Consider the following 19,229-nt stretch of genomic DNA (forward strand, 5'->3'; position numbering starts at 1 on the left):
TCAGGCTCCTTCATGCAGGGTCAGCACCTCGCCGAAGGGCGGGGCGTCGTCGGAACTGCCCGCCCCCACGGGCCGGGTGGACGCCCACAGCACCGGGTACGTCGGCGGCGCGGGAAAGCGGTTGCATTCAAGGTCGGTCAGGCAGATCAGGCAGGCCGGGCGCAGGCCGTCGGCGTCCACGCGGGCGAAGGCCGGGCGGTAGTCGGTGCCGCCGCCCCCGCGCGGGGTCAGGCGCAGGGGCAGGTCCCAGCGGGTCAGGTACAGCACCTCCTGCACTGCGCAGTCGCAGTAAATGACCGTGAGCCGGGTGTCGAAGTCCTGCAGGATGGCGGACACCTCGCCGCAGAAGCGGGCCAGCGCGGCGGCGTCCACCGAGCCGGAGCTGTCGATGACCAGCACCAGTTCCGGCAGGTCCTGCGAACGCAGCGACGGCAGGTGCAGCCCCATGTGTACGTAACGCCTGTTGGGCGGCGTCCACGAATAGTCGTTGGCCGTGCACTGGCGGATAAACCGGCGCAGCAGGGTGCGCCAGTCCAGCGGCGGGTGCAGGGTCTGCCCGGCCAGCCGTTCCAGCCCGGCGGGCAAATCGCCCATGAAGCGCGCCCCCTGCACCGCCTGCCCGAGGTCGATGCGCAGGTCGCGCTCTGCCCGGCGGCGGGCGGCGTCGGACGCGTCACCCTGCAACTGGGGGTGATCGCGCACCTCGCCGGAAAAGGACGTTTCCACGTTGTCGCGGCCTTCGCCCTCGCCCGTGCGGTCGCCGCCGCGCCCGTCAGCGTCGTCGCCTTCCGGCAGTTCCGGCGGGGCCTGTTCGGGGTCGCTGCGGCGCTGCGTGGCCGGTGCCTGTTCCGGCTGGTCGCCGGACGCGCCGGAGCGCGCGCCGTTGGCCTCGGCCTCGCCCTGAGCCTTGTCGCCGGTGCCGCCGCCCTTCTCTTCTTCCTGCATGCGCGAGAGCACGGCGTAAATGTCTTCCGCCGAGCGGCCCCGGTGCTCCGGAGCATCCAGAAACCCGGCGGGCAGGGTGAAGCCCGCGTCCAGCAATATACCGTTCACCGCGTAGTCGCAGGCGCGGTTCCACAGGCCTTCGTCGCGGCCGTCACGGCGCACGTGGTGGCCGCAGACCACGTGCAGCACCTCGTGCGCCTGCATGCCCGTGACCATGGCGTCGCTCATGGCGGCCACCCGTTGCGGATTGAAGCCCATGGTCACGCCGTCGGTCCACAGGCCGCCGCAGGCCGGGTCCGCCTTCAGGTGCAGGCGCAGCGCCAGCGATCCGAAGAAGGGATGGTCCAGCACCAGCGCGGCGCGGGCACGCAGCATGCGGGCGTGGGCCTGGCTTTCCTGTTCGCGGGCGGCGGGGTCGGTTGCCGGGCTGGATACGGCGACCGTAAACGTCGCCACGCGGGTCGCGGCCGGGACGCTTGACCCGCCGTTTCCGTCGTGGCGGAAGTCGGCAATCTCCGGGTGCACGGCCCCACTCACAGCAGCACGTGGGCGTTAGCCTGCGCCCACCGCGCGAAGGACGGGGTTTCCACCACCGTGGTGTCGGCGCGCACGGCATCGCGCATCAGCAGCACGCCGAACTCCACGGGCAGGCGGTCGGCGTAGCACACCAGCGCCTCCATGGTGCCGGGCGCGGCGTGGCGGGCCAGGGCCTCGCAGATGGCGTAGGCGGCGGCGGGCTCGTCGGGCACCGGGGCGTCGTGCGGGGCGGCCAGCACGGCATCCGGCTCCGGCAGGTCGCGCCACACCCGCAAAAAGCCCGCGAACTCGGCGGCGGCCCCTTCGCCCACGGCCCCGCGCACCAGGTCGTATTCCACGGCCTCGTCCGGCCCGGCGGCCAGCATGTCGGACACGTATTCCCAGGTGCGCGGCGAAGGAAAGGCCCGGTCGGCCACGGCGGGGTCGAAGTCGTGCAGCAGGCGCGGGCGAAAACGCAGGAACGCCGTGACCTCGGGACGAACGCCTGCCCCTTGCGCCCAACCCAGCCAGTCGTCGAGGTCGGTCTCGAAGTCCAGGTGCACCATGCGGTTGGCCAGCGCCGTGGGCATGCGATGGGTCACCGCCCGGTCCTGCTCGCGGTTGCCCGCCGCCACCACGGCCCAGCCTTCGGGCAGGCGGTATTCACCAAGCTGGCGGTCCAGGATCAGCTGGTAGCAGGCGGCCTGCACCAGCGGCGGCGCGGCGTTCAATTCGTCCAGAAACAGGATGCCCCGGCCGCCGTCGGGCAGGAACGAGGGCGGGCACCACCGGGCGCGTCCGGCGGCATCGATGGTGGGCAGGCCGCGCAGGTCCACCGGGTCCAGCAGCACGGCGCGGATGTCGCGCAACTCCATGCCGAGGTTCGCGGCCACCTGGGCCACCACCCGGCTCTTGCCCACGCCCGGCGCGCCCCACAGGAACACGGGACGGCGGATGGCCACCAGCGTGGCAAGGGCGCGGGCTATCTGGGAAGGAATCATGAAATCTCCGTGGGTCGAAAGGATGGCGGCTGGCGCGTGAACGCCGACCGCGCCGAAAGGCGCGGCGCACCCGGCGGCTCCCGCAGCGAGGCGTATCGGACGGACACCATGTGGGGGAAGACACATGCCGGGCACGCCGCCCTGCCGGACCGGGCGCATCCTGCCAAATTCGGACGAAGACGCGCTACGGCCATGGAGCAGGCGTGACGCCGACGGGGGTTGCGGCCCGTTCGCCTCGCGGTCATGGCGCAGGGGGGCGGCGTCATCGGCACAAAACGGGCCTCGTCGGCGGCCCCCCTTGTGTATTGAAAATGAAAATCGAAGTCAATAAAAGTCACGGCGATCTTCCTCTCCCGATGCCCGTGACGGCCAAGCCTGCTTCCGGCAACCGTGTCCGCCCCCCCGCACGCGAAAACGGCGGCCCCCTGCGGAGCCGCCGTTTCTTCATTCATGGAGCGGTCGTGCAACGCAGCGCCTGCCGCGCCCCTACCACTTGCGCTCATACTTGTTGCGCAGCCAGATGGCCGTGGCGTTCATGCCCAGCAGAAACACCAGCAGCACCATGATGCCCGCCGCGGTGCGCTCGGAAAAGGCGCGCTGCGAATCGGAGGCCCACGTGAATATCTGGGCGGGCAGCACCGTGGCCGCGCTGCTGAAGTTTTCCGGCGCTTCGGGAATATAGGCCATCATGCCCACGATGAGCAGGGGCGCGGTTTCGCCCATGGCGCGGGCCAAGCCGATGATGGTGCCGGTTAGGATGCCCGGCAGCGACAGGGGCAGGGTGTGGTGCCACACCACCTGCAGCGGCGTTGCGCCAAGGGCCAGCGCCGCCTCGCGGATGGACGGCGGAATGGACCGGATGGCCGCCCGCGTGCTGATGATGATGGCGGGCAGGGTCATCAGCGACAGGGTAAGCCCGCCCACCAGGGCCGATGAACGGGCCACGCCCATGAAGTTGATGAAGATGGCCAGCCCCAGCAACCCGTACAGGATGGACGGGATGGCCGCCAGGTTGTTGATGTTCACCTCGATGATCTGGGTCAGCCGGTTGTCCGGCGCGAATTCCTCCAGATACACCGCGCACATCACCCCCACGGGAAAGCTGATGGCCAGGGTGATCAGCAGCACGTAGATCGAGCCCACGGCCGCCGCGCGAATGCCCGCCAGTTCCGGCAGCTTTGAATCGCCCGCCTCGAAGAACCCGGTGTTGAAGGCAAGGCGGGCCTTGCCCTCTTCACGCAGTTTGTCCACCAGCGCCTGGTGCCTGGGCTTCAGGCGGTTGGGATTGCCCTTCATGTACTGGTCGGTGTCCGCGCTGGCCAGCACCCACAGTTGCTGCGAGGTGCCGATGAGCCTGCTGTTCTCGGCCATCATGGACGGAATGAGCCGGGTGAAGCTGCGCGAGACGATCTGCACCGTATCCGCGTCCAGGGCGGCGTAGGGGTTGTCGTGCGCCTCGGCCGTGTAGTTCACGGTCACCAGGAGTTCCGCCTGCTGGAAGGCGGGGTAGCCCTTGCGCCCGATGTCGAACAGAAAGAACACCAGAAACGCCCCGGCCAAAAACAGCGCGGAAATGGCGCACAGGCGAAAGCGCGTTTCGGCCGCGCGCCGCTTGCGCAGCAGTTTCTTTTCGTCAATGCCGAACAACGATGCCATGCTGCCCCCCCCTACTCGTACTGTTCGCGGAATTTGCGGATGACCACCAGCGAGACCACGTTGAGCACCAGCGTCAGCACCAGCAGCACGAGGCCGAGGCCGAAGGCCGAAAGGGTCTGCGGGCTGTCGAAGGCCTGGTCGCCGGTGAGCGAATCGACGATGCTCACGGTGACGGTGGTCATGCTCTTCAGCGGATTCCACGTCAGGTTGGGCATGAGCCCGGCGGCCATGACCACGATCATGGTCTCGCCCACCGCGCGCGACACGGCCAGCAGCACGGCGGAAACGACCCCCGGCAGGGCCGCGGGCAGCACCACCTTGCGGATGGTTTCGGACGTGGTGGCCCCCAGCGCGTACGAGCCTTCGCGCATGGACTGGGGCACGGCGTTGATCACGTCGTCCGACAGCGAGGAAACGAGGGGAATGATCATCACGCCCATGACCAGACCTGGGGCAAGGGCGTTGGTGTATTCCGCCTCCACCCCCACCAGTTCGGCCAGGTGCACGATGAACGGGCTGACGGTGATGGCCGCGAAGAACCCGTAGACCACGGTGGGGATGCCCGCCAGGATTTCAAGCGCGGGCTTGGCGATGCGCCGCACGCGCTTGCTGGCGTATTCGGCCATGTACACCGCAGCGAACAGCCCCATGGGCACGGCAACCAGCATGGCCACGGCGGTGATGTAGAAGGTGCCCGCGAACAGCGGCAGCGAGCCGAATTCCGGCGTGGCCACGTTGCCGTCGGCCCGGCCGGTGGAAATGAGAAAGGCCGTCTCCGGGCTCCACTTGGTGCCCGTCAGAAAGTCCCACAGGCTTACCAGCCGGAAGAACTGCATGGCCTCGAACACCACCGACACCACAATGCCGATGGTGATGAGGATGGAGATGCACGAGGCCCCGATGAGCGCCCAGCGCACCGCGCCTTCCACACTATGGATGGCGCGGAAATCCCGGCCTATGGCCCGCTGCGACCACACCAGGCCGAACGCGGCCAGGGCCACGCCCCCGCCCGCCAGCACCGGGCCGGGCACGGTGGCGATGCGCAGCAGGTGCAGCAGCCCCGCCAGCACGAACAACCCCATGGACGGCAGGGCCACCCACAGGCACGAATACCACCCGTAGTACACGAGCGGCGAATGAAATTCCGTGCCGCGCGAATTGTCCGCGCCAGCCTTGCGCCGGGCGGCCATGTAGGCCAGCACCGAAAGCGGCAATATGGCCATCAGGGCCATCTGCAACGCGCTTCCCATGGTCATGTGCGATCCCGTTGGCCGGGGGGCGCGCACCCCCCGGAAATGGTGAAGGCCGGGGAAGGCCAAACCCTTCCCCGGCACGTATGGTCGATGTCTACTTCAGGTCTTCGGCGGTCAGCTTCTTGAAGCCGGTCACGTCCTTGCGCACCTTCTCGCGTTCGGCGGCGGGCAGCGGGATGAGGCCGATGGTCTTCAGGTAGCCGGCATCGCCGATCATCTTCTCGGACATGAACAGTTCCACGTATTCCTTCAGGCCCGCGATCTTCCCGATGTGGGCGTCCTTCACGTAGAAGAACAGCGCACGGGAGATGGGGTACTTGCCCGAGGAGATGTTCTCGAAGGTGGGAGGATTGCCGCCCACGGTGCAGCCCTTGATGCGGTCCTTGTTCTCGGCCAGGAAGCTGTAGCCGAAGATGCCCACGGCCTCGGTGTCCTTGGTCAGCTTCTGCACGATGAGGTTGTCGTTTTCACCGGCGGGCACGTAGGGGCCGTCCTGGCGAATCTTCTTGTACTGGGCGGCGTCCTTGCCCAGCACGGCCTTGAAGGTCTCGTCCTTGCCGGTGAACTTTTCGACCACCATTTCCACGAAGGCGTCGCGGGTGCCGGAGGTGGCGGGCGGGCCGTAGATGACGATCTTGCGATCGGGCAGGGCCGGGTTCAGCTGCTTCCAGGTCTTGTAGGGATTGGGCGCCAGCTTGCCGTCCACGGGCACTTCTTCCAGCACGGCCAGGGCCAGGTCCTTCAGCGAAAGATCCATGTCGGCGTTGCCGATGTTCTGGGCGATGACGATGCCGTCAAAGCCGATCTTGGCTTCGGTGATCTCGGTGACGCCGTTCTTGATGTTGGTTTCCAGTTCCTCGACCTTCATGCGGCGGGAGGAGTTGGTGATGTCCGGGGTGTCGGGGCCGACGCCCGCGTAGAACAGCTTGTGGCCGCCGCCGGAACCGGTGGATTCGACCACGGGCGACTTGAACTGCTTGTTGGTGGCGCCGAATTCTTCGGCCACGGCGCTGGAGAAGGGATACACGGTGCTGGAACCCACGATGCGGATCTGGTCGCGGGCTTCGGCCACACCGGCCAGCGACAGCACGAGCGCGGCGGCCAGCGCCACTTTCTTGAGAGACTTCATGTAGGACCTCCCTGACGGTTCCCTCTCGGGAATGGTTGTGTTCGATGTCAGCGTCAACGCGCCACAAGAACTATCCACGGCAGGTTACGGCCAGTTGTGCCAACCGTTACAATCCTGTGTCATCGCAGTATAGCCGGTGGCCGGGCCGCGTCCAGCGCATTTCCGCATTCTACGATTCCCTGTCATCACGGCAGGCTGCGTCATCCGTGCCGGACGCCATGCCGTCGATGGCATGTTGCAGTTCTCCGGCAAGCCGTGAAAGACCGGCCACCGCCCCGGCCGATTCGGCCATGCCCTGCGCGGTCTCGCGCGCGATGGCGTCCACCTCCGCCACGGCGCGGCCAACGTCGGCCCCCCCGCGCGACTGCGCCTCGGCCATGGCCGCGATGGCCCGCACCTCGCCGCCGGATTCGCCGATGCGGGCCAGGATATCATCCAGCGCCCCGCCGGACCGGGTGGCCAGCGCGTCGCTTTCGCGCACCGCACCGGCCACCGAATCGGTGCTCTCCACGAAGCCGCGCGTGGCCCGCTGGATGGCCCGAATGCGCTCGCCCACCTGGCTGGTGGCGCTCATGGTCTTTTCCGCCAGCTTGCGCACCTCGTCGGCCACCACGGCGAACCCGCGCCCCGCGTCTCCGGCGCGCGCGGCCTCGATGGCGGCGTTCAGGGCCAGCAGGTTGGTCTGGTCGGCGATGTCGCTGATGACGCCCATGATCTGGCCGATGGAATCGGCCTCGCGGCCCAGTTCCGCCACGTTTTCCTGCAACCGTCCCACCTGGCCGTGCACCCGGTGCATGACGTCTATGGATGCGCGCACCACGTCGCGGCCGTCCTCGGCCACCTTCATGGTGGAGGCGGCCATGTCCACGGCCAGCGCGGCGCGGCGGCCCACTTCGGCCACGGCGTCGTTCATGCGGTTCATGGCGGCGGTCACCTCGTCCACGCGGACCAGTTGGCGGGCGGCCCCGTCGCTGGAATGGGCCACCTGCTCGGCCAGTTCGTGAGCGGAGGACGCCACGCGCCGGGCGATGCCCTCCGCCTCGCGGGCCGTGGCGGCGATGACCGCGTTCTGGGCGTCCAGCCGGGCGTGCTGGGCGCGTTCGTGGGTCAGGTCCACCCACATGGAGATGGCCCCCATCAACTCGCCGTCCAGGTCGTAGATGGGCGTGGCCACCATGTGCAGCACCACCTCGCACCCGTTGCGCTGCGGGTCGAGGGTGACGTCCTCGGCCACCCGCCCGCGCCGCTCCATGCTGCGCCGGGTCAGCACCGGGCGGGCGGCGTCGGCCCCGCCGCCGTGCACCAGTTCGCCCAGTTGGCGGCCGTTCCAGTCCGCCGGGGTCCCTTCGCGGCGCAGCACGGCCAGGGCCTCTGCGTTGACGTGGGTAATCTTGTTGCCAAGGTCCACCACCACGCAGGGCACCACCACCCCGCCCAGCACCCCCTGGCTGAAGCCGAGCCGCATGCGGATTTCCCCCACCATGGCCTGCACCGCGCGCACGGTGGCCCCGATGGTGTCGTCGGCGGCGTAGTCGAAGGTGTAGTCGAAGTTGCCGCGCGCCACCTGCTGGGCCAGGGTGGCCAGCCGCTGCATGGGCTCCATGAGCTGGCGCACCATCAGCCAGATGATCAGCGCGGCCACGGGCAGGGCCACGGCGGCGGCAATGCCCGCCCCGCGCCACAGCCGCGCGCCCACGCCTTCCATCAGATCGGCGCGGCTGACGGTGGTGACGAAGGTGACGTCCCAGGGGGTGTAGCGGTCCACGCAGGCTTCGTATTCCTCGCCGCCATGCGTATACATGATGGCGCGGGAGCCGCCCGTAGAAGATGGCGCATCCGGCTTGACGGCATCGCCCTGCCCAAAGGCCGCGCCCCACGGCAGGTCGTGCACGTTGCGCCCCACCATGGCCGGGTCCGGATGCATCAGGATGACGCCCGCGCCGTCGAAGGCGAAGGAATAGCCCTTGCCGCCCACGTTGTGGCGCACCACGGCGGCGGCGAATTCCGGCGTCAGCAGGGGCCGGGCCACTTCCACGGCGCCCAGAATCTCGCTGCCGTCCATGCCCTTTACCGGGGCGTACGCAGCCAGGTTCCATTTGCCGCCCACCTTGAGGATGCCAGTGAACCCGTTGCCGGACAGCAACGCCGCCGCCACCGGGTTCTCCTTGCCCAGAAAGGTCCAGCGGGCGCTGCCGGTAGGGTCTGCCACGCTGGAGCTGACCCGCACCAGCCGCCCTTCGTGCAGTTGCAGCACGGACGCCCCCACCCCGGCCAGGTCGCGGATGCGGTCCACGAGGTCGGTGCTTTCGTGCAGATACACCGACCCCAGCTTGAAGCCGGGCAGGGTGGCCTTTACCCGCTGGCTGGTGTCGGCGTCGCGCAGTTCTGCCTCCACCTCCATGAATATCTCGGGGATGGGAAATCCGGCCAAGCCGAACTGCAACTGCATCAGCTTGAGGTCCGAGCCGATCTTGTTGCGGTTCAGCGTATCCTGGAACTTTGCGGATTCCATGAGTATCTGCGAGACGTTGCGCAGCGACGCGCGCCCTTGCGCAAGGTAGCCGCGCCGGGCGTCCGCGAGGCTGGTGGCCAGCATGCCCGACATGGTGACCAGCACCATGAGCAGCGACCCCGCGATGAGCTTGGTGCGGAACGAAAGGGTGGTGAACATGCGTGGCCCGTCCTTGTGGCGTTGTCTGTATGACGTGGGTGCGGGCCGGGAGGGGCGGGCTGAAGCGGCTGAAAGACACGGCACATGCGCGGCGGCACGCCCGTGCGACGAACGTCCCGCTCCTCCGCAACGCGAAAGCGTCCGGATGGCCGCAGCCCCCGAATACGGGTGCCGGGCGCGCCACCCTCCCCGGCGGCTTCGTCTTCATGGAGCACACGGGTAAAGAACAGGTTACGATGACGTCACGTTTCCGTAACGCACAGCGGTTCATGCGCTGTCCCGGCGTGTTGGCGAACATGGCGATTGCGTGGCGATCCGACGCGTTGGTGACGACGACATGGACCACGGGCCATGCTGACGACGTGTGAGATAACTAGGGCAGTGGGTGTGATATAACCGGGATGAGTCGGGACCATCCGGGACATATCGGGACGAGACGCATGGAATATGCTTCCGCATCGCGGAATAACGAAGGGGGCCGAAAGCCCCCTATCGTTTTGGGCCGATGAGGCCCATTCCTGCACGGTCTGGCGTGGTCCTGTCAACTCGACATCGGCAGGCGGAGTTGCGGCATGCGGCGCTTGGTGCGTTCGTCAGCCACGATGGAGTACACGCGGGCGACAGACAGTCGGTACTTCTTGGCCAGGTCGTGGACGTTGTCGCCGGTGAACTCGTTGTACAGGCGGGCGTTGCGGCGCGCGGAGTCCATCGGGATGTAGACGTTCTGGCCGCCCCACTCTTCGGCCAGGCGGTCAGCGATGACGCGCCCAAGGTCCTTGGGAAGACCGGCCAAGTCTTTGCGTTCCAGCAGGCCACGGATGCGCAATTCCCGCTGGGTAGTGGCCTCCACGGTATCCTCTACGTCCTTCAGGAGTTCGCAACCGCGTTGGGTGAACCTGCTCATGCTGCCTCCTCGGCGATGGCCGCGATCTTCGCCCTGGCGGCCTCGTCTTCCACGCGGTCGCCCCATGCCTTGAGGGTTTCAATGACCGCCTGAAGCTGCTTGGGCGTGCACCACTCCATCTTCTCCGCACCGGTGATCCGCTTCACGTAGGTCAGTAGCGCCCGTTCGCTCTTGTTGCGGACCACGCCTGCTGCGTGGAGTTCCAGCCACAGCGCGCGAATCTTGCTGGCCTGCGGCGAGTAGTCGGTCACGTCGGGCTTGGACACGCTGAACCCGGACCGCTTCATTGCGTACATGACCGCCAGCAGTTCGCCGCGCCGCATGCCCTTGGTGGATTCCTTGCCCGTGGCGGCGCGCAGCATGGCCCGGTATGTGTCATCGTCCAGCCCGAGCTGGCGCTTGCCGACGTGGATCACCTTGATCAGTCCGGCGTTGGCGTCGGTGCTCTTGGTTTGTCTGGCCATGCTGCGCTCCTCCCTAGACCGCCGCGATATCCAGCGGGATGTTGTCGTATCCGCCCGCGTCGTTGCGCTGGTAGACCCGCACGTATGCCTTGGTGCCGGTGATCTGGATGGAATCGCCGATGGCCTGCATGGCCTGCGCCCAGCGCTCGTCGGTGATGTCGAGACGGCGCAAGGCCAGGATGGCACCCGTGTTGAGCCTGCCCGTCTTGTCCATTCGGAATGCCTGATTGATGATGGCCCGAAGTTCGGTACGGCTGTCGGAGGTCCATTCGCGCAGGCAGTCATCGATCAGGGCTTTTGCCGCCTGAAGGCGCTCGTCAAAGGTGATGTGCTCGGCAACGGACCGCAGGATTTTGAACCTGCCGTCGAACGAGGTCAGCGTGACGTTGCCCTTGTTGCCGCCCAGCTTGGCCCCGTACTGCTCGCAGGACATTTCCACGAACGCGCCGACATCATCCATGATCTCGGCCTTGAGCTTCGCCAAGTCCGCGCGCATGGCCTGCACCTTGGCGACCTTTTCCATGACCAGCCTGTGGCGCTCGAAATCGATTTCCTTCACCTGTTCCCTGGGCACCATGTGGCCCTGGGCGTTCTCCATGAACCCGTCCATCGCGTTCATCGTCCCTCTCCTTATATGCTGTTGATGACGTCGGCGGTCACGCGGGCCTCGCCGATGTGCGCGGCCATATTGATGGATGCGACCAGCGCGTTGTTGACGGCCAGCGGGTAAACCAGCGACACGGCGCGCCCGCCCTTGCTGCGCGGGCCGGACAGCTTGTCGGCCAGCGCCTTCAGGGCGTCGTCAGCGATGACCTTCGACATATCCACGCCTGCGCGCTGGAACTTATGGGCCACATAGGCGGGCAAGTCGTTGCCCAGCGGGTTGATGTCCACCACCTCGCAGCGCTGCACCACCTCGCGCACGGTGCTGTCCGCCTCGCCGAGCTTGGTGCGCAGTTCCGTCTGGCCGATGAGGATCACGGACAGCAGCTTGGTGAACCCGTCTTCCAGTTCCAGAAACCGCTTCAGGTGCTTCAGCGTTGCGTGCGACAGCGAGTGAGCCTCCTCAATGATCATGCAGTGGCGCTGGCCAGCACGGGCGCTGTCGCGGAGCACCTGATGGACCTGCCGGAACCGGGCCTCCGGGCTGCTCATGCACTTGGCGTGCGGGGCCACGCTGTACAGGATGGATTCCGCAAGGTGGATGGACTTCAGCGCCTTGCCCTGCTTGTCGTTGTCCTCGCTGGCCAGCACGTAGGGCTGGATCAGCACGATGGGCAGGCCGTCCGCCTGGACCCGGTTTTCGAGGTCTTTCCGGAGCGTACTCTTGCCGCTGCCGGATTCGCCGATGACGGCCAGCAGGCCACCATGGCGCGCGGTACTGAGCATGGTTTCGCGCACGTAGCGCAAGTCGCCGGACAGCCACACGTCTTCGGGGCCATTCAGGTCATCTGAAAACGGATTGCTAACCAGCGAGAACTGCCGCTTTGCCTGGGGGGTCAAGGTCTGCTTGCGCATCAGCATGGTGTCATCCTCCATTGATTCGGTGCCGGGCTTGCCCGGCTTGGTTTCGTTCAGGGCCGCAAGGGCCGCCGCCTTGCTCGCGCCGTTATCCGTCAGGCAGTCCAGCAGCCGGGCCTTCACGCCTTCGGTGTCGCGGCGGGGCCACACGCCCCGCGTGACGATGGCCGAGAGCGCGGCAGGGCTGATGCCCACCGCGTCGGCCACTGCGCGCTGGGGCTGTCCCAATCCTTCCAGCAGTTGCTTCAGCCGCATCTACATCCCTCCTGCGGCAACCAGGCGCAGCGGCGCGGGGGCTGCCGCCGGGGCCGGGGTTGCGAAACGGGCCGCGATGTCTTCCAGCGCGTCCTGCGGTACCCCGTCGGGGTAACGCTGGCGCAACCAGGCCATGGCATCCGGCCCCCACTTTTCGCCCACCATGGCGCGCAGCTGCTTGGCAGCTTCGACGTGGGACAGGGGCGCGACCTCGCGGCGGGCAGCGTCCACGTCCAGCGCCGTGCCCCGGCGCGGGATGTAGGTGGGCGCGTCCTGCGTGTCGGCCAGCATGTCGAGGTGCGCATAGGCAGGGGTGCGGGACTTGGCGGCCTTGTCGGCATCGGCCAGCGTGTCGGCCGCGTAGGCCTCGCGCTTGATGTCCTTGAGCAACGTGTCGGTGCGGGTATCCGGCAGAGCCGCGTACCCTTCGCCAATCACCTGTGCGTCCACCCTGAAGCCCGCCGCGTCGCGCTGGATGGGTTCCACCGTGGTGACGATTTCCGAGCCGTCCGCCTTGGTGACGATCACGTCCACCGCCGGGGCGCGGTACGGGTTGACCGCCACCTTGACCGTCTGCCCCACCACGATGCCATCCACGTAGCGCACGTCGTAGTCGCGCGACTTCTGGCCCTTGATGGCGTGGCTTACGGTCATCTTTGGCGTCACCTTCACCTCGCGCGGCTCGGTGGCCACGAGGTCGCGCAGCATTTCCTCTGACGGGGCAACCCGCAGTTGTTCCTGGCGGATTGCCAGCCACGCTTCGTTGCGGGTGCGTCCGTGCCGCCCGTGAATGGCGTTGGCGTTGTAGTGGATGCGCCACCGTTCGGCGGCGGCGTTGAGGGCGTCGAGGTCGGCGATCTGCATGCACGACAGCCGCCCCTCGAACTGCGTTTCAATGAGGTTCTGCGCCTGCTCCACCTGTCCCTTGGCGCGCGGGTTGCCCGCCATGTGCGTTAGGTGTTGGATGCCCAGCGAACGCAGCCAGCGCGTAACCAGGCCGGAGCAGTTGCCCGCACCTTTGTCGGACAGCAGAACCAAGGGCACGCCGTGCATGGGGTCGTGCGGCCCTCGGTACACCATGGCCCGTATCAGGGTATCCAACACGGACATGGCGTCTTCGCTGCCCAGCACGTACCGGAAGAACAGCGCTCCGCTGTTATGGTCGGCGATCACGATGCGCCACACCCTGTCGCGCTCGGCTTTCTCCAGGTTGGCAGGCTTGTTCTTGTAAAGCGCCTTGTCATCCACCACGCGGACCTTGCCGCGCGGCAGGTAGAAAACCACGCACAGCGATGCGTCTATGGCCCACACGTGGTTGGGGTGCAGGCTACGCAACTCTTGCGCGGGGTTGCCGCGTTCCAGTTGATCCGGATGGCACCCATGCAGGCGCATGGCGCGGGCCACCGTGGTGGGGTTGGGCATGGCGATCTCTCCTGTTTTCGGGTTGACCACCCCGTAGCCGTTGCCGCCAAGGATGTCGCAGGCCCCGGTGATGGTCATGGTCCGCTTGCCGTGCGCGCGGGTAGCCACCTTGACCAGACCCGCGACATCGCGGGCCAGTTCCTCTGGCACGCTGATGCGCCCCCGGTCGGCGCGGGTCTTGCGCCCGCTTTCCCAGCCCACCGCGCGCAGCTGGCGATAGACCGTCTGCACGCTGCACCGCAGCGCCTTGCTGGCGGCGTCCACCAGCGCACCGCTCTCGGCGGGGGTTGCGTGCAGCTTGGCCTTCAGGCGCATGAGGTATTCGAGGCGCGGCGCGTCCATGTCCATCCCCCCTATTCGGCGCTGTCGTCGCCCGTCGCGTCACCGCGCTTACCGTCCACGTCGCCCTGCCACTTGGGGTACACGACCTGCCGGAAATCCACGTCGATGCTGTTTTCGTGCAGCAGATCGGCCAGCCGGAGGCACACGTTGCTCCATGCCTCGTGCATGTAGGCGCACGTGGCCGCGTTGGCTTCGCGGTTTTCCAGCACCGCCCTTGCGACGGCGAAGCCCTGCACCGCCGCGCCCATGAAACCGTGCAGCGCCGCGTCCAGTTCCTTGCGGGCGCTCGCTTCGCGCTCCATTTCCAGCACCACCCGTTGGTCCGGGGGCAGGCTGGTGAGCTTGGCAAGCTCCGTCTGCGCCTCGTCCAACGCCTTGTTCTTGGTGGCCAACACCTTGTCGCGGGCGGCAAGGTCTGCGGCCAGGTCTTCCTTTTCCTTGCGGACGGTGGCGTTGCGGGCGGCGAGGTCTTCCAGAAGGTCTTTCAGCGCTTCGGGATCGTTTGACCGCACCTCTTCGCCCTCGATGACCAGTTGGCGCGTGTCTTCGGGCAGCGCCCGCAGTTGGCGCAGTTGGCGATAGCCGAGGCCCAGGCGCTGGGAGGCTTCCAGAAACTCCTCGCCGAATATGGCAAGGTTCTGAAGGTCTTCCTTCGCCTTGGACACGCTGATTCCCAAAACGGCGCACACGTCCTCGAAACTGGTCATTTCCACCAGTTCGCCCTTAGGCGTCACGGCCTTCTGTCCCCGGTATGCCTTGGATTCTTTAAGCTCGGCGAGGAACTTCAGGCGGGCGAGGCCGGTAAACTGGTGCATGTAGTCGAACGCACGCAGTCGGCCCATGATGTCGGACACCTCCACCTGCTGCGCGGTGACAGCCTCGGCCAGCGTGGTGGCCACCGTGCGGGTGGCTTCGATGGATGCGGTGACCGCGCCGGGAAGGTCGGGCAGCGGCTCCACCGGGGTGGTTGCCGTGGACGGGCGGCCGCGCCGGGCGCTGGGGGCTGCTGCGTCGTTGAGGGCGTCGGTCATGGATTCGGGCGTCATCATGTCGTGCTCCTTATTGGTTGCCGCCGAGGGCGAGCGCACCGGCCACGATGCGCTGATTCAGTTCGGAAATGCGGAGCGTGGTGCGCTCCACGTGGTTCGAGTAGGCTTGGGCGATCTGCAACGGCTTGGCCGACAGGGACCACCGGCCGCTTTCCAGACGCTGCACCCAGCCGATGTCGGCCAGCACGGCGAGGTCGCGCGAAATGGTGGGGGGCGGCGCGCCCAGGGCGTCGGCCAGTTCCTTGTTGGACAAGCCGTCCAGCACGCGCCCGGCAAGGATTTCCACGATGCGCAGGCAGCGCCGGGTGGCGGCGTTGGCGGTGGTTTGCGTGGTCATTGGCGCACCCTCCGCGTCCTTGACGTGGGCTGCGCCACCTCGATCAGGCGGGTGGCGGCCAGCGCGTCTCGCTGGCGCAGGGCCTTGTCCCGCTGCCGGGTGACCGTGGACAGGTCGGCTTCCAGGGTGGCGACGGCCTCGCGCAGCAGGTCCAGTTCCGCCAGCAGGGCCGCGTCGGCTTCCGGTTGCGGCGCGGCGCTTTTCGCGGGCGTACCCCATGCCAGGGCCACCAACTCGGAGGCGGGCGTCCATATCTGCTTGCCGTCGCGGTAGATGCCCACGTATCCGCTGCGGTTGGGCTTGAGCGCCCGCCCGCGTGGGCCGGTGACCGTGCCGTCCTGCGTCACCTGGTAGCCGTCAAACCCAGGAATGGGGGCGAGGTGGAGAGGTTCGCTCATGGCTACCACCACCGCGCCTTGCCAGCGGCTTCAAGCCGGTACTGGCCATCATCCGTGGGTGCCAGCCGCCACAACGGCATGCCGATCTTGTGGGCGTGGTCGGCTTCTTTCGCGATGCCGACAGACTGTTCCCATCCGGGCGTTTGCAGGATGGCCATGGAGGCGCAGGCTTCCAGCATGGCAAGGCACGTGTCCTGCCACGCCTGCCAATCACCATCCACGCCCATGACGGCCATGGGATGGCCCATGGAAATGGGCGAGAGCACCATGTGCCCCTGCTGGCGCAACCACACGGCGGCGCGGGTGGCGTCCAGCCAGCGCTGCTGGCGGATGGCCGGATCGTCGTGCGTGTAGGGTGCCGCGAGATAGAAGGCCACGCGCAGGCCGCTGGATTCCACGCCGGGGGAGAGGAAGTGCACCTTGCCCTCGGCGATGGCGGATTCGTCGATGATCTTTTCGTGGGACCGCCCACAGCAGGGGCAGTGCCAGTCGCAGTTTAGGACCACCTTGCCACTGCTGCTGTACCCCGTGACGCGCGTGCGAATCTGCATGACGGCGTTGTCCGGTACCGCGTCGTGCGCGTTGCCGCCGTACTGGTGGCGGGGCACGTCCAGAACGCGGACGAACGAACCTACGTAGTCCTTTTTGAAGCGGGGCGGCTCGACCACCTCCCACGCGCGGACATCCGCAGGGCGGACGGGGTTCCAATCCTTGCCAAGGGCAGCGGCCAGCCTGTCGCGCTCGGCCTGTTCGCGGGCTTCGCGGTCGGCCCTGTATTTTTCCATGTGCTCGTCGTGGCCGTAGGGGCTAGGCGTTTCCATGGCGGCCTCCCATGCCCGGCAGGGTCGGCTGGCGACGCCCGGTCAGCTGTTCGAGTTGGGCGTCCACAAGCCGCTCCGCCGTGCGTGCTGCGTCCAGGTCGGAAAGGTCGCGGGTGCGGAAGTAGGTGCGCTGCAACTGGCGCATGCGGTCCACGTCGGCGATGAAGGTCTTGATGTCGGCGGCCATGGCTAGGCCCCCTGTTCCTTGCGGGCGCGATCAAAGGCCCCGTCCAGCAGCTTGCCCGCCTCGCGCAGCGCAAGGGCCACGCCGTCGGTCATGGTGTCCGCGTAGACGCGAATGACCCAAGAGCAGCAGCCTGTCCCATAGGATTCGACCTCGCCATCCGCGTCGAACGCGATGTCCTCGGGGATGCCAAGGTGGAAGGTCAGCAGCAGGCCGGAACGGCTGCCGATGATGATGTCGGGCAGAAGACTGGTGGACACCCCCTCGGCCAGTTCCGGCAGGGCGAACAGGCTGCAAAGCTCTTCCGGCTCCTGCTCATGGCAGAGGTCCACCAGCGCTTCCGGGGCGTTCTGGAACAGCCCCAAGGGCAACGCCTCCCGCAGTTCAAGGTCGGCGTCGTACATGATCTCCGTCAGTTCATCACAGAGGCTCATTTCCATGGGGCGCTCCTAGCGCGCGGCGCACAGGGCCGGACAGGGTTGCGGGGTGCCGTCCGCCAGACGGACGGGGACCAGGGCCGAGGCGGAGCCTATCCGCACGGCCACGTGCTGGATTCCGCCCTCGCACAGGCGGGTGACGGTGGCGGGGGTGTCGGGCTGGTTGGGGGCGTCCGGCGCGCAGCCGGTAAGCACCAGCAGCAGGCAGACAAGCGCGGACAACTGCTGCAAGGCCGTGCCGATGCCCCGGCGCACGTGCCCCACGCCCGCGCCGCGAAGGCGGATGATGGGGGTATCCACCCGCGCCTTGGCGATGTTGACGGCGCGATGGCTGATGACGCTGGTGACCACCAGTACGGCGGTGGCCGATCCCACGCGGGAGGCAAGGTCGGCCTCGCGGCCGGTGTAGCAGCGCAGGTCCACGCCGCGTTCGGCGGCGACATCGCGGTACTTGCCGTGCAGGCGGTCGAGGCCGCCGATCAGGACGATGCTTGTCATGCTGCTACCCTCGCATCCACGTCGATGATGACGGCCTCGGCGTCGGCCAGCAGGTGGCCCAGGTCGGCCACGGCGTGCGTGCCCACGGGCACCATGCGCACGGCGGCGGCATGCAGGGCGTCGGCCCCCACCACACGGGTGTCGGTGTGCAGCCGGGCGCACAGCGTGTTGGCCTCGGACAGGCCCATGCGGGCGGCATCGTCCACGTCCATGGTCCAGTGCGACCGCCGCGACACCATCACGGCCAAGCCGGTCTGGCGGGTGCGGCTGGCGTCGATGACGCAGAAGGTGCTCATGCCGCACCCCCGGCCAGTTGCAGGGCGGCGCGCAGGGCGTTGCCCCTGCTGTCGCGCGGGGCGAACACGGTCACCTCACCCGCCACACCGCGCACGCGGATCATCACGTGGCCGGGGGTGAACGAGGGGCAGGTGTACAGGCGCATCGGCTCCATGCCGTGGACGGCATGACCGGGCGCACACGGGGTGGTGTGGTCAGTGCGGGTTTCCATCAGGCGGCCCTCCGGTGCGCGGAGCGCACGGGTATGCGCAGCGCGGATTCCGGAGCGCCCGCCTCGCGCAGTTCATCGAACAGGCGTTCGGCCGTGGCCCGGTGTGTCTCCGGGTCGCGGTACAGCAGGGGAAACAGCGCCTCGGGCGGGCACCCCAGCGCCAGCAGGTGGGCCAGCGTGCGCCGGTGGTTTTCCACCCCGCGCACCGTGCCGGTCACCTTGTGACGCGGCGTGTTCACGGCCCGCGCCACGTCGGCCATGCTGCGCCCCGTCTCCGCAAGGAACTTGCGCAGCGCCCACGGATCGCGGTCTTTGCCCAGGCCGGATTGGGTGATCATCGTAAAGCCTCCTGGTCCAACAGTTCATCTTCCAGCCGCCGTTTGGACTTGGCCCGCACCTTGCCCTCGATGCAGGCCTGCCCGTAGTCGCGCAGCTTCCGATCTGCCGGGGTCATCACGTCGCACCCGAATGAGGACAGCCACACCCGCAAGGGTGCGATGCTGCCAAGGGCCGCGCAGAACACATGCACCGCGAGCATGGAGGGCACATGCTCGCGGTCGTCTGCGGACAGCCACTTGTCCAAGGTGTCTTGGGAGATGGTGCGGGCACGGCCCTGCGTCATGCGCACGCCAGCGGCAAGCGCGACGTCGTTCATGCGGTCCGTGATCTGCTCTCTCGACATGGCGCTATCGCGGGCCGCGCGGAACATGGCGGCCTTGATGGCGGAAACAAACCCAGCCACCTGCATGGTGCGGCTGTTGGCTTCCTCGAAGAGGGAGAGTTGCAGAGGCGTTTTCACCGTCCCATTCCCCTTGGTCACACCGTCCGAAGTGGTGCCGTCCTGCCCGGAGTTCTGTCCGAACAGTTCCGGCTAGCGACGTTGACCCGTCTTGGTGGGGCGGGGTACAGTGCTCATGT

Annotated in this window: 22 protein-coding genes; all 22 read right to left on the reverse strand. The window is 67.5% G+C overall.

The window, feature by feature from the left end:
• The 22 genes from RVX_RS13755 to RVX_RS13860 all read right to left on the reverse strand — a co-directional run bounded on the left by RVX_RS13755 (position 1) and on the right by RVX_RS13860 (position 19,110).
• Positions 1–1,401 (reverse strand): DUF2201 family putative metallopeptidase, encoded by a 1,401-nt coding sequence (locus RVX_RS13755; protein WP_230404828.1) that lies wholly within the window; start codon positions 1,399–1,401, stop codon positions 1–3.
• Positions 1,402–1,478: 77 nt separating this feature from the next.
• Positions 1,479–2,462: an AAA family ATPase gene (locus RVX_RS13760; protein ID WP_116308110.1), complete on the reverse strand. Its 984-nt coding sequence runs from the start codon at positions 2,460–2,462 to the stop codon at positions 1,479–1,481.
• A gap of 486 nt (positions 2,463–2,948) precedes the next feature.
• Positions 2,949–4,118 carry a phosphate ABC transporter permease PstA gene (gene pstA, locus RVX_RS13765; protein WP_116308109.1) on the reverse strand — a complete coding sequence of 390 codons (1,170 nt, stop codon included), beginning with the start codon at positions 4,116–4,118 and terminating at the stop codon, positions 2,949–2,951.
• Positions 4,119–4,129: 11 nt separating this feature from the next.
• Entirely contained in the window at positions 4,130–5,374 is a 1,245-nt protein-coding gene (pstC, locus tag RVX_RS13770; protein ID WP_116308108.1) for a phosphate ABC transporter permease subunit PstC, read from the reverse strand.
• 91 nt (positions 5,375–5,465) lie between these two features.
• Positions 5,466–6,500 carry a PstS family phosphate ABC transporter substrate-binding protein gene (locus RVX_RS13775; RefSeq protein ID WP_116308107.1) on the reverse strand — a complete coding sequence of 345 codons (1,035 nt, stop codon included), beginning with the start codon at positions 6,498–6,500 and terminating at the stop codon, positions 5,466–5,468.
• Between the two features lie 169 nt (positions 6,501–6,669).
• A complete protein-coding gene (locus RVX_RS13780) occupies positions 6,670–9,171 on the reverse strand; it encodes a methyl-accepting chemotaxis protein (RefSeq protein ID WP_420192317.1) in 2,502 nt (833 codons plus the stop codon).
• A 541-nt stretch (positions 9,172–9,712) separates the two neighbouring features.
• Positions 9,713–10,075 carry a Mor transcription activator family protein gene (locus RVX_RS13785; RefSeq protein WP_420192318.1) on the reverse strand — a complete coding sequence of 121 codons (363 nt, stop codon included), beginning with the start codon at positions 10,073–10,075 and terminating at the stop codon, positions 9,713–9,715.
• A complete protein-coding gene (locus RVX_RS13790) occupies positions 10,072–10,539 on the reverse strand; it encodes a gp16 family protein (RefSeq protein WP_420192319.1) in 468 nt (155 codons plus the stop codon). Before RVX_RS13790 ends, RVX_RS13785 begins: the two co-directional genes overlap by 4 nt.
• Positions 10,540–10,552: 13 nt before the next feature.
• Positions 10,553–11,158 carry a DUF3164 family protein gene (locus RVX_RS13795; protein ID WP_420192320.1) on the reverse strand — a complete coding sequence of 202 codons (606 nt, stop codon included), beginning with the start codon at positions 11,156–11,158 and terminating at the stop codon, positions 10,553–10,555.
• A gap of 11 nt (positions 11,159–11,169) precedes the next feature.
• Entirely contained in the window at positions 11,170–12,315 is a 1,146-nt protein-coding gene (locus RVX_RS13800) for an AAA family ATPase (RefSeq protein ID WP_420192321.1), read from the reverse strand.
• On the reverse strand, positions 12,316–14,079 hold the full coding sequence (locus tag RVX_RS13805; protein WP_420192322.1) for a hypothetical protein: 1,764 nt from the start codon (positions 14,077–14,079) through the stop codon (positions 12,316–12,318). It abuts the gene before it with no gap.
• 11 nt (positions 14,080–14,090) lie between these two features.
• A complete protein-coding gene (locus RVX_RS13810) occupies positions 14,091–15,128 on the reverse strand; it encodes a hypothetical protein (protein WP_420192323.1) in 1,038 nt (345 codons plus the stop codon).
• Between the two features lie 10 nt (positions 15,129–15,138).
• The gene (locus RVX_RS13815; protein ID WP_420192324.1) at positions 15,139–15,465 is read right to left on the reverse strand and encodes a helix-turn-helix domain-containing protein; all 327 of its coding nucleotides are present in this window, start codon (positions 15,463–15,465) and stop codon (positions 15,139–15,141) included.
• Positions 15,462–15,863: a hypothetical protein gene (locus RVX_RS13820; RefSeq protein WP_420192325.1), complete on the reverse strand. Its 402-nt coding sequence runs from the start codon at positions 15,861–15,863 to the stop codon at positions 15,462–15,464. Before RVX_RS13820 ends, RVX_RS13815 begins: the two co-directional genes overlap by 4 nt.
• A gap of 2 nt (positions 15,864–15,865) precedes the next feature.
• Positions 15,866–16,684, reverse strand: coding sequence for a DUF1937 family protein (locus tag RVX_RS13825; protein WP_420192326.1), 819 nt, complete (start codon positions 16,682–16,684; stop codon positions 15,866–15,868).
• Positions 16,671–16,871 (reverse strand): hypothetical protein, encoded by a 201-nt coding sequence (locus tag RVX_RS13830; protein WP_420192327.1) that lies wholly within the window; start codon positions 16,869–16,871, stop codon positions 16,671–16,673. The genes RVX_RS13825 and RVX_RS13830 overlap by 14 nt, the downstream gene beginning before the upstream one ends.
• A gap of 2 nt (positions 16,872–16,873) precedes the next feature.
• Complete coding sequence (locus tag RVX_RS13835) at positions 16,874–17,308, reverse strand: hypothetical protein (RefSeq protein ID WP_420192328.1); 435 nt, start codon at positions 17,306–17,308, stop codon at positions 16,874–16,876.
• A 9-nt stretch (positions 17,309–17,317) separates the two neighbouring features.
• Entirely contained in the window at positions 17,318–17,803 is a 486-nt protein-coding gene (locus RVX_RS13840) for a DUF2325 domain-containing protein (protein WP_420192329.1), read from the reverse strand.
• The gene (locus tag RVX_RS13845; protein ID WP_420192330.1) at positions 17,800–18,099 is read right to left on the reverse strand and encodes a hypothetical protein; all 300 of its coding nucleotides are present in this window, start codon (positions 18,097–18,099) and stop codon (positions 17,800–17,802) included. Before RVX_RS13845 ends, RVX_RS13840 begins: the two co-directional genes overlap by 4 nt.
• Positions 18,096–18,311, reverse strand: a complete 216-nt coding sequence (locus RVX_RS13850) for a hypothetical protein (protein WP_420192331.1) — start codon at positions 18,309–18,311, stop codon at positions 18,096–18,098. The genes RVX_RS13845 and RVX_RS13850 overlap by 4 nt, the downstream gene beginning before the upstream one ends.
• Entirely contained in the window at positions 18,311–18,649 is a 339-nt protein-coding gene (locus tag RVX_RS13855) for a hypothetical protein (protein ID WP_420192332.1), read from the reverse strand. Before RVX_RS13855 ends, RVX_RS13850 begins: the two co-directional genes overlap by 1 nt.
• On the reverse strand, positions 18,646–19,110 hold the full coding sequence (locus tag RVX_RS13860) for a hypothetical protein (RefSeq protein ID WP_420192333.1): 465 nt from the start codon (positions 19,108–19,110) through the stop codon (positions 18,646–18,648). The genes RVX_RS13855 and RVX_RS13860 overlap by 4 nt, the downstream gene beginning before the upstream one ends.
• Positions 19,111–19,229 lie beyond the last annotated feature (119 nt).

Origin of the sequence: Nitratidesulfovibrio sp. HK-II, assembly GCF_003402415.2 — a bacterium.
Classification (GTDB): Bacteria; Desulfobacterota; Desulfovibrionia; order Desulfovibrionales; family Desulfovibrionaceae; genus Cupidesulfovibrio.